Source organism: Microcoleus sp. FACHB-1515 (assembly GCF_014696105.1).
Lineage (GTDB): Bacteria > Cyanobacteriota > Cyanobacteriia > Elainellales > Elainellaceae > JAAUTJ01.
This window is the reverse complement of sequence record NZ_JACJPO010000087.1, coordinates 1-6,111: the sequence shown is the minus strand read 5'-3', so window position 1 is coordinate 6,111 and position 6,111 is coordinate 1. Positions and strand designations below refer to the sequence as shown.

Here is a 6,111-nt window from a genome sequence, read left to right as displayed (position 1 = left end):
AAGACACTCTCGTTCTCAAAGAAGCTTGCTAACCATATTGGAGCAATTTGGTACTTCATCCACCACTACAATGCGAGTTTACAACCCTGAATCATTACTTCTACATCTCTACCAGACCAAGAACACTCATACTATACTAGCCGCGCCAATCCTAAGTCGCCCACCTTTCTGAGAACAACATCCTGTCGCTACTCTGGTTCTAAGTCTTGATCATGGTTCTGTTGATACTCCACCATCTGCATTTGCTGGTAGGCAACGGCAAACCGCTCCATCAAATACTCATAGCGTTCAGGGGCAAATGTTGACTCAACTTCTCCGTCGCGATCGATCGCTACGACCTCCCCCACAATGCCTTTGGGGAGCACCAAAAGTCGATCGCCCTCCACCTGAAAGTCGTAGTCATGCTCGCCCTCTAGCGCTTACGCTCCCGTGCGATCGAAATAGTCCCAGATCTGGTCAATTACGATCGCTGCTTCAGGAGTGAGTGAAGGTTCACTTAATTGCTCCCGCTCGACTTCATCTTCAGTTGGCTCAATTTGGTCCCGTAGATACGAACCCGGTTTGATTTGCCCCGCTTGATCAACAGCAACCTGAACGAGCGGTGCTTGATTCAACACCTGCTGATGTACAGCACTCGAATCGCTTAACTCTTGCCCAATGAGAGCTTCTACTTCAGCCGCAGGGCGAAGCTCTAGGTGGGGGATGGATCGCTGCTGAGCCTCTTGGTAAATCTCAGGCAGATCGTCTAGCGCCTCGTCTATGTCGCCCTCGTATTCGTAAAGAAAGTCATCTTGTTCTGGCAAGCTGAAGTAAAGTGTTCCTGCCGTTTCTTCAGACATTTCTTGATTCAAGAGCATCGTGTACTGCCCTCGATCGATCTGTAGGAAGCTGCTCTGAGCCGAATTTTCCATATTTTCTGCTTGCATTTTGCTGACGATCGAGTAGAAATTGTTGACTGTGATTTGCCCTTGAGCCGTTTGGTGAAGGCGCTGAATGCCATCGATTTGGAGATCGATCACCTCAGCAGGGGTGTGACCGTTGGTGACTCCAGATGCAGGTTGAGTCATCGCCTGTCGAAGTGCCTCAATCTGTTCGGGAGGTAACTGCTCAAGCTGGCTGCGTAAACCATCTGGCAGCAGCGCCCTGATGTGGGTGTTCCCGATTTGAAGCTGTACTTGCGCTTGGGTTTCCGGTTCTAGCAGTGCGGGTGGCGGAATTGCTGGAACGGCAAGGCGATCGCGTCCTGTCAGCAAGTCCTGCTCAACCCCTATGAGCAGATTTGGCTCCTCGATCACCTCAGCGTCTGTCACGATGTCAGGGTCTTCTAGCTCTAGTTCCGCCCGCATTTGCACAGGCGGTAAGGGTTGCTCGGCTTTTGGCAGCTCGACTTTGGCAAGTAGGCGAGCGATCGCCTCCAAAATCGTATTGATATCGTGCCGAAGTTTCTCAGCACTATGGTCAGATACGCCAAACATAGCGGGGGATGCGCTGCGAATAGGGTCTACCCTAAGCGATCGAGATGACGGCGCGATGCGAATCTTGGGCAAATGCTGTGACAGCACCTGCTCGATCGAGCTATTTACCCTGCTTCAATAGAATGAAGAGAACTGTTGCGTCCGGGCAGGATATGGCGAAAATCACTCTAGAGATTCCCGATGACCTTGTAGAACGGCTGGGCGAGAATCCAGCCGATTGGCTGCGCGATCGGCTGCCGCAACTGCTCGAATTCGAGCCGCAACAGCCCATCCTGCCTGCCCATATCTACCGCTACATCCTCGATTTTATTGCCAGCAATCCAACGGCCAAGCAAATTGCAGAGTTTCGACCCAGTGCCTCAATGCAAGAGCGGTTGCGATCGCTGCTCGATCGCGCTCAAGCTGGAGACCTGACTTCCAGCGAACAAGCTGAACTCGATGAATATGAACGGATTGAGCATCTGGTGATTCTGCTCAAGGCAGGCAACCTTAAAGCTTTGACCAGTCAGCCGTGAGCAAAACCTACATTTCAGCGAGCCTGCGGCAGTTGGTGCAAGAGCGGGCAGGCAATTGCTGTGAATACTGCCTGCTTCAGGCTGAACTGGCCTTTTTCCCGCATGAGGTGGATCATGTGATTGCCGAAAAACATGGCGGCGCGACAGCGGCTGAAAATCTTGCTTTCGCCTGCTGGCGTTGCAATCGCCACAAAGGAACTGATCTGGGATCGTTTGATCCGCAAACCGGAGAATTTTGTTTTCTATTCAATCCGCGTACCCAAACTTGGCAGACGCATTTCAAACAGGAAGACCTGCAACTGACTGGGCTGACGCCTGAAGGTCGAACCACGATCGTGCTCCTCCAGCTCAATAGCAGCGATCGACTCGCAGAACGGCAAAGACTTCAGCAGCAATAATTTAGAAGACGGATTTAAGCTGCTGAATCATTTTGCGATCTTGAAGCTGACTGCCGCCTCCCGCTGGTGAAGAGGAGGACTGCTTTTGAGCCTCAGCAGGCAGCGGCAAAATCCGCTCAGCCTCTTTGAAGCGCTCCTTGAGCATGATCTCGGTCTGGGTTCTCAACTGCTTGCGAGTCAGCTTTGGCTGCGGACTGCGCTCTGCCAGTCGTGGCCGCACCTTTTCGTTCCACTTGATTTTGCTCCAGGCTTGCAGCTTGCGAACTTCATCGGGAATCTTGATGTTTTGCAAAACGGGAATGCCCACTTCGTCGCGGCTAACATAGCCAGGGTTGATTAAAATGCATTTGCCCGTTCCCAACCGCAGAAACTGATCGGGGCTGAACAGTTTGCGAGTGCGATCGTTATCTGAGACATTCATGCTGGCTTTGCCGCCACTGTGCCCGCGTGATTTCTGCTTCTGGCGAATTTCTTCTTCGCCAAGGTAATTGCTCGACCACTCTGCTGATTTCAACTCCTGCGGGTTGAACCAGGCTTTGGTCGCACAGTTGGAGAGGATCGTTCGAGCGGTGGCGTCTCCGTAGCGTTCTTCAAGCTGTCCGTAGTCCTGGTCGCCCATGACCGTGATTGCGCCTGCCGATCGCTGCGTGGCAAAGGCAGTTGCCAGATCGATTCTGACGGTGGGAGCTTCATCCAGGATGAATACGAAGGGATCAGTGCGCGGCGTGGCAATATTGCGATCGAGCGTCATCTGCATGATGCCCGTGAGGAAGGGAGCGAGTGCTTTTTTGACGGACTTATCCATCCCAATCACAACTAATTGCTTGCCTTTGAGCGAGAGCGGCAGGGTGGTTTTGCCGCAGAAGGCATTGGCAATTCCTGGAGTTGTGAAGGGCACAAATAGGTTTTGCGCCGTTCCGCGAATGCTGTCGGCGGTCTTCTCTGATCCCGCAACCGAAAGGTATTGCGAGAAGGTGGATTTGGTGAGGTAGCTCAGAATGGAGACCTGAATTCGTTACGGCAAGTTGAAGAGGTTCAAAATTATTTAATTCCGCACTAGAACTAATGCAGCAAGATGAAGTATATTCAGCAGAGTTAAGAATCAGTGTACCTTAGTAAGGTACGTATTAGAAATAGGAAACTTGGAAGCAATGACAAGCTCAGATCCACAGTTTAAAGAAGAAAAACTTTCTTCACTTGACCAAGAGGCTCTAAACAAGAGGAAGGAAAATTTTGGCGCAGAGGTTAGAAGCTTTCGCAATCAGAGAATTGCTAAATTACGTAGTATTAATCATTGGTGGAATATTAGCCTAACTGTAACCGGAATTACTTTTACTCTCCTCACAACAGTACTGGGTGTAGTCGAAACTGATGCGGTTAAAGGTTTGATTAAACTTGGAATAGGCTTGTCTGGGGCAGTTGCTGTTGCATCTCAATCAGCCAACAGTGAGTTCCGAGTAAGAGGCAAAGCTGGAGAATACACTCTCGTCGAAGCAGAAGCAGTCATTTTGGAGCATCAGATTTCACATGCCAAAGATGAAACAGAATTAGAGGCACTACAGACTGCCTACTACATCCTACTGCGCAGAACTGCCGAGGCCGAAGCTTCATCCAATAAGGAAGATTAATAAGACTCACTTTATACTTGCACTTCCGTAAACTACCGGTCATACTGGACGGTAATTACTTGGGGCTTCACCAAAATGACACGCACAGACGATAGAGAACGTGCATATGTCGTATTTCAGGGTGGGGGAGCACTTGGGGTAGCTCATTTTGGCGCATGGCAAGCGATAGCTAGAGACTTTGAAATTATCGGTGTTGCCGGAACCTCTTCTGGAGCAATAGTTGCTGCCCTTTGTGCTGCTGGGGTTACTCCCAATAAAACTTTCGAGAGCTTCAAGTTGAATTTGCCGAAAATTGTCGGTCATAAAGGGTTTCTTTGGTCATTGATCGATGTCGTTTGTAGAACTTTATTTGGAAGAGATGCAGCTAATGACGGAAATCGCTTTCAACGTTGGCTTGAGCAACAATTTGAACAATCTGAGCTTAAAAAGGGCGAAATTACTTTTGAAGAATTATACCAGCGCAACAGAATTTACTTAGAAGTTGTTGCTTGTGATTTGAAGGATGGAGACACCAATTCTATCGTTTTTTCTCCTGATATTAGAAAAAACATTTCCGTTCCCCGTGCAGTTCGTGCCTCAATTTCACTTCCTGGCATCTTTAAAACCTTACGTATAGGGAATCGGGAGTTTGTGGATGGAGGCCTTAAACTCAACTTTCCTATTGAAACTCTGTACCAAAAAGCGAAAAGTGCAAACTGCGTCCTTATTGGTGTGCGGTTTAGAAAATCTCCACGTTCCTTTAACTCATCAAACATATGGCAAGTATTCTCGAAAAGTTATGAGCTTGTCATGAGTAATAGCAGCCCGGTAACACAGGAAGTAAAAAGCTACCCCAAGTGTAAGATTATTGAGATCGATGATCAGGGTCTCAACCCGTTAAATTTTAAGCTGAGTGAAGAACAACTAGAAAAATTGCGCCAAGTCGGTAGGGAAGCTGCTGAAGAACAATTAGAAGAATTGCAAACGAGACTGCAAGAAGTTAAATCTAGATTGCGTTCTCAACTTCATCCTGATTTTCGAGAATCAGTAGATCAAGTTCAAAACTGGTTTACTCATGAGGCTTTACCTGAGGTGGAGGCACATTGTAAGCGTACTCTAGGGAAGGAGGAGTTTGCTGACCTAGAAATTGACGATTACAAGATTAAACGCCTCTGCTGGGAGATTGAGAAGTACTTGGAGCGAGTCTCTGAATCTTTTTTAGATCAAGATTATGATCTGTTGACTGATAGACTATTGCGTCCGTCTCTGCCCAACCTTAGCATCTACTCAGAAGTTTTAGACTTGGTAAAAAGTAATATACCTGAGTATTTAGCTGAACGAGAAGAAGTTGTGCAACGGATAATCTATATCAGAAATGCAATTTTGAAGGGAGATTAAAGATGAGTAGCTTCAATTAGTGCTTCATCAAAGCAATGGAAGAAGATTATCAAGTGAATTCAATCTAAATACATTCTGTTTAAGGTCGTTTCTCCTGTTCATTTTTCCTAGCACATCAGGCTGAACTCCTAAGGACAGAAGATTATGCTCCACCTGTTGCTTCCTAATGACAAGCTCTTTGTGCAAGTCTTGTTTGTCGGCAGAAGATAACCTAGATACATCTTCACTAGATAGCTGGCATAATCTGTCGATAGTCCATGACTTGAATTGGTTTGCCATACTAGAAACCTGGAAGTAGTAACTTTTCAACTACTACTTCCAGGGTCGAAATCAACTGTCCGGAAGATCTTAGGGGTAAATCTTCAGAACTGTAATCTGCTTTATCAGAAAAGACAATATTGTCTACTCTTTATATAGTGGTTCATCTGCTTGGTTCCGCTTGTTTGACTTGACTCTGTGAATTCCAGACTTGTTCCTCAATTCGCTCCTTTTCCAGGATCAGCCGTTTGTGTTCATCACGCAACTTGCACAGAGAGTCAGCCTGGGCTTGCTTTTGGGTGGACATACATTTCCGGTGTTTAGTACATTTGTACTTACATAGTTTAACGTGAGTTCTGGATAAGGCAATTAAGCAAACTCCAGTTTGAGGGATGGCTTTTTGGGTTGGTGAGAGTAAGCAATCAAGCCGCACACCAGATTGACGCAGAAATTCATCGGG

General features: G+C 47.4%; 7 protein-coding genes and 1 pseudogene. 5 read left to right on the top strand and 3 right to left on the bottom strand.

Going from position 1 to position 6,111, the window contains the following annotated elements:
* Window positions 1–90, top strand: a pseudogene (locus H6F67_RS26700) (IS1 family transposase); the annotation flags it as partial.
* A gap of 98 nt (window positions 91–188) precedes the next feature.
* On the opposite strand, the gene H6F67_RS26695 reads toward H6F67_RS26700, so the two are convergent.
* Together H6F67_RS26695 and H6F67_RS26690 are read right to left on the bottom strand one after the other, a co-directional pair.
* The gene (locus tag H6F67_RS26695) at window positions 189–368 is read right to left on the bottom strand and encodes a hypothetical protein (RefSeq protein WP_206753948.1); all 180 of its coding nucleotides are present in this window, start codon (window positions 366–368) and stop codon (window positions 189–191) included.
* Between the two features lie 51 nt (window positions 369–419).
* Complete coding sequence (locus H6F67_RS26690; protein ID WP_190769693.1) at window positions 420–1,475, bottom strand: hypothetical protein; 1,056 nt, start codon at window positions 1,473–1,475, stop codon at window positions 420–422.
* A 152-nt stretch (window positions 1,476–1,627) separates the two neighbouring features.
* On the opposite strand from H6F67_RS26690, the gene H6F67_RS26685 reads away from it, so the two are divergent.
* A complete protein-coding gene (locus tag H6F67_RS26685) occupies window positions 1,628–1,990 on the top strand; it encodes a hypothetical protein (RefSeq protein ID WP_190769692.1) in 363 nt (120 codons plus the stop codon).
* Complete coding sequence (locus H6F67_RS26680; protein ID WP_190769691.1) at window positions 1,987–2,388, top strand: HNH endonuclease; 402 nt, start codon at window positions 1,987–1,989, stop codon at window positions 2,386–2,388. The genes H6F67_RS26685 and H6F67_RS26680 overlap by 4 nt, the downstream gene beginning before the upstream one ends.
* Window position 2,389: 1 nt before the next feature.
* On the opposite strand, the gene H6F67_RS26675 is transcribed toward H6F67_RS26680, so the two are convergent.
* Entirely contained in the window at window positions 2,390–3,385 is a 996-nt protein-coding gene (locus H6F67_RS26675) for a type IV secretory system conjugative DNA transfer family protein (RefSeq protein ID WP_199304661.1), read from the bottom strand.
* 154 nt (window positions 3,386–3,539) lie between these two features.
* Here H6F67_RS26675 and H6F67_RS26670 point away from each other — a divergent pair, with 154 nt between their 5' ends.
* Together H6F67_RS26670 and H6F67_RS26665 are read left to right on the top strand one after the other, a co-directional pair.
* Window positions 3,540–4,016, top strand: a complete 477-nt coding sequence (locus H6F67_RS26670) for a hypothetical protein (protein WP_190769690.1) — start codon at window positions 3,540–3,542, stop codon at window positions 4,014–4,016.
* A gap of 75 nt (window positions 4,017–4,091) precedes the next feature.
* A complete protein-coding gene (locus tag H6F67_RS26665) occupies window positions 4,092–5,393 on the top strand; it encodes a patatin-like phospholipase family protein (protein ID WP_190769689.1) in 1,302 nt (433 codons plus the stop codon).
* The last annotated feature ends 718 nt before the right edge of the window (window positions 5,394–6,111 follow it).

Coding starts and splice junctions, on each gene's coding strand:
- H6F67_RS26690 (WP_190769693.1), bottom strand. CDS start 1,475: ATGTTTGGCGTATCTGACCATAGTGCTGAGAAACTTCGGCACGATATC.
- H6F67_RS26665 (WP_190769689.1), top strand. CDS start 4,092: ATGACACGCACAGACGATAGAGAACGTGCATATGTCGTATTTCAGGGT.
- H6F67_RS26670 (WP_190769690.1), top strand. CDS start 3,540: ATGACAAGCTCAGATCCACAGTTTAAAGAAGAAAAACTTTCTTCACTT.
- H6F67_RS26685 (WP_190769692.1), top strand. CDS start 1,628: ATGGCGAAAATCACTCTAGAGATTCCCGATGACCTTGTAGAACGGCTG.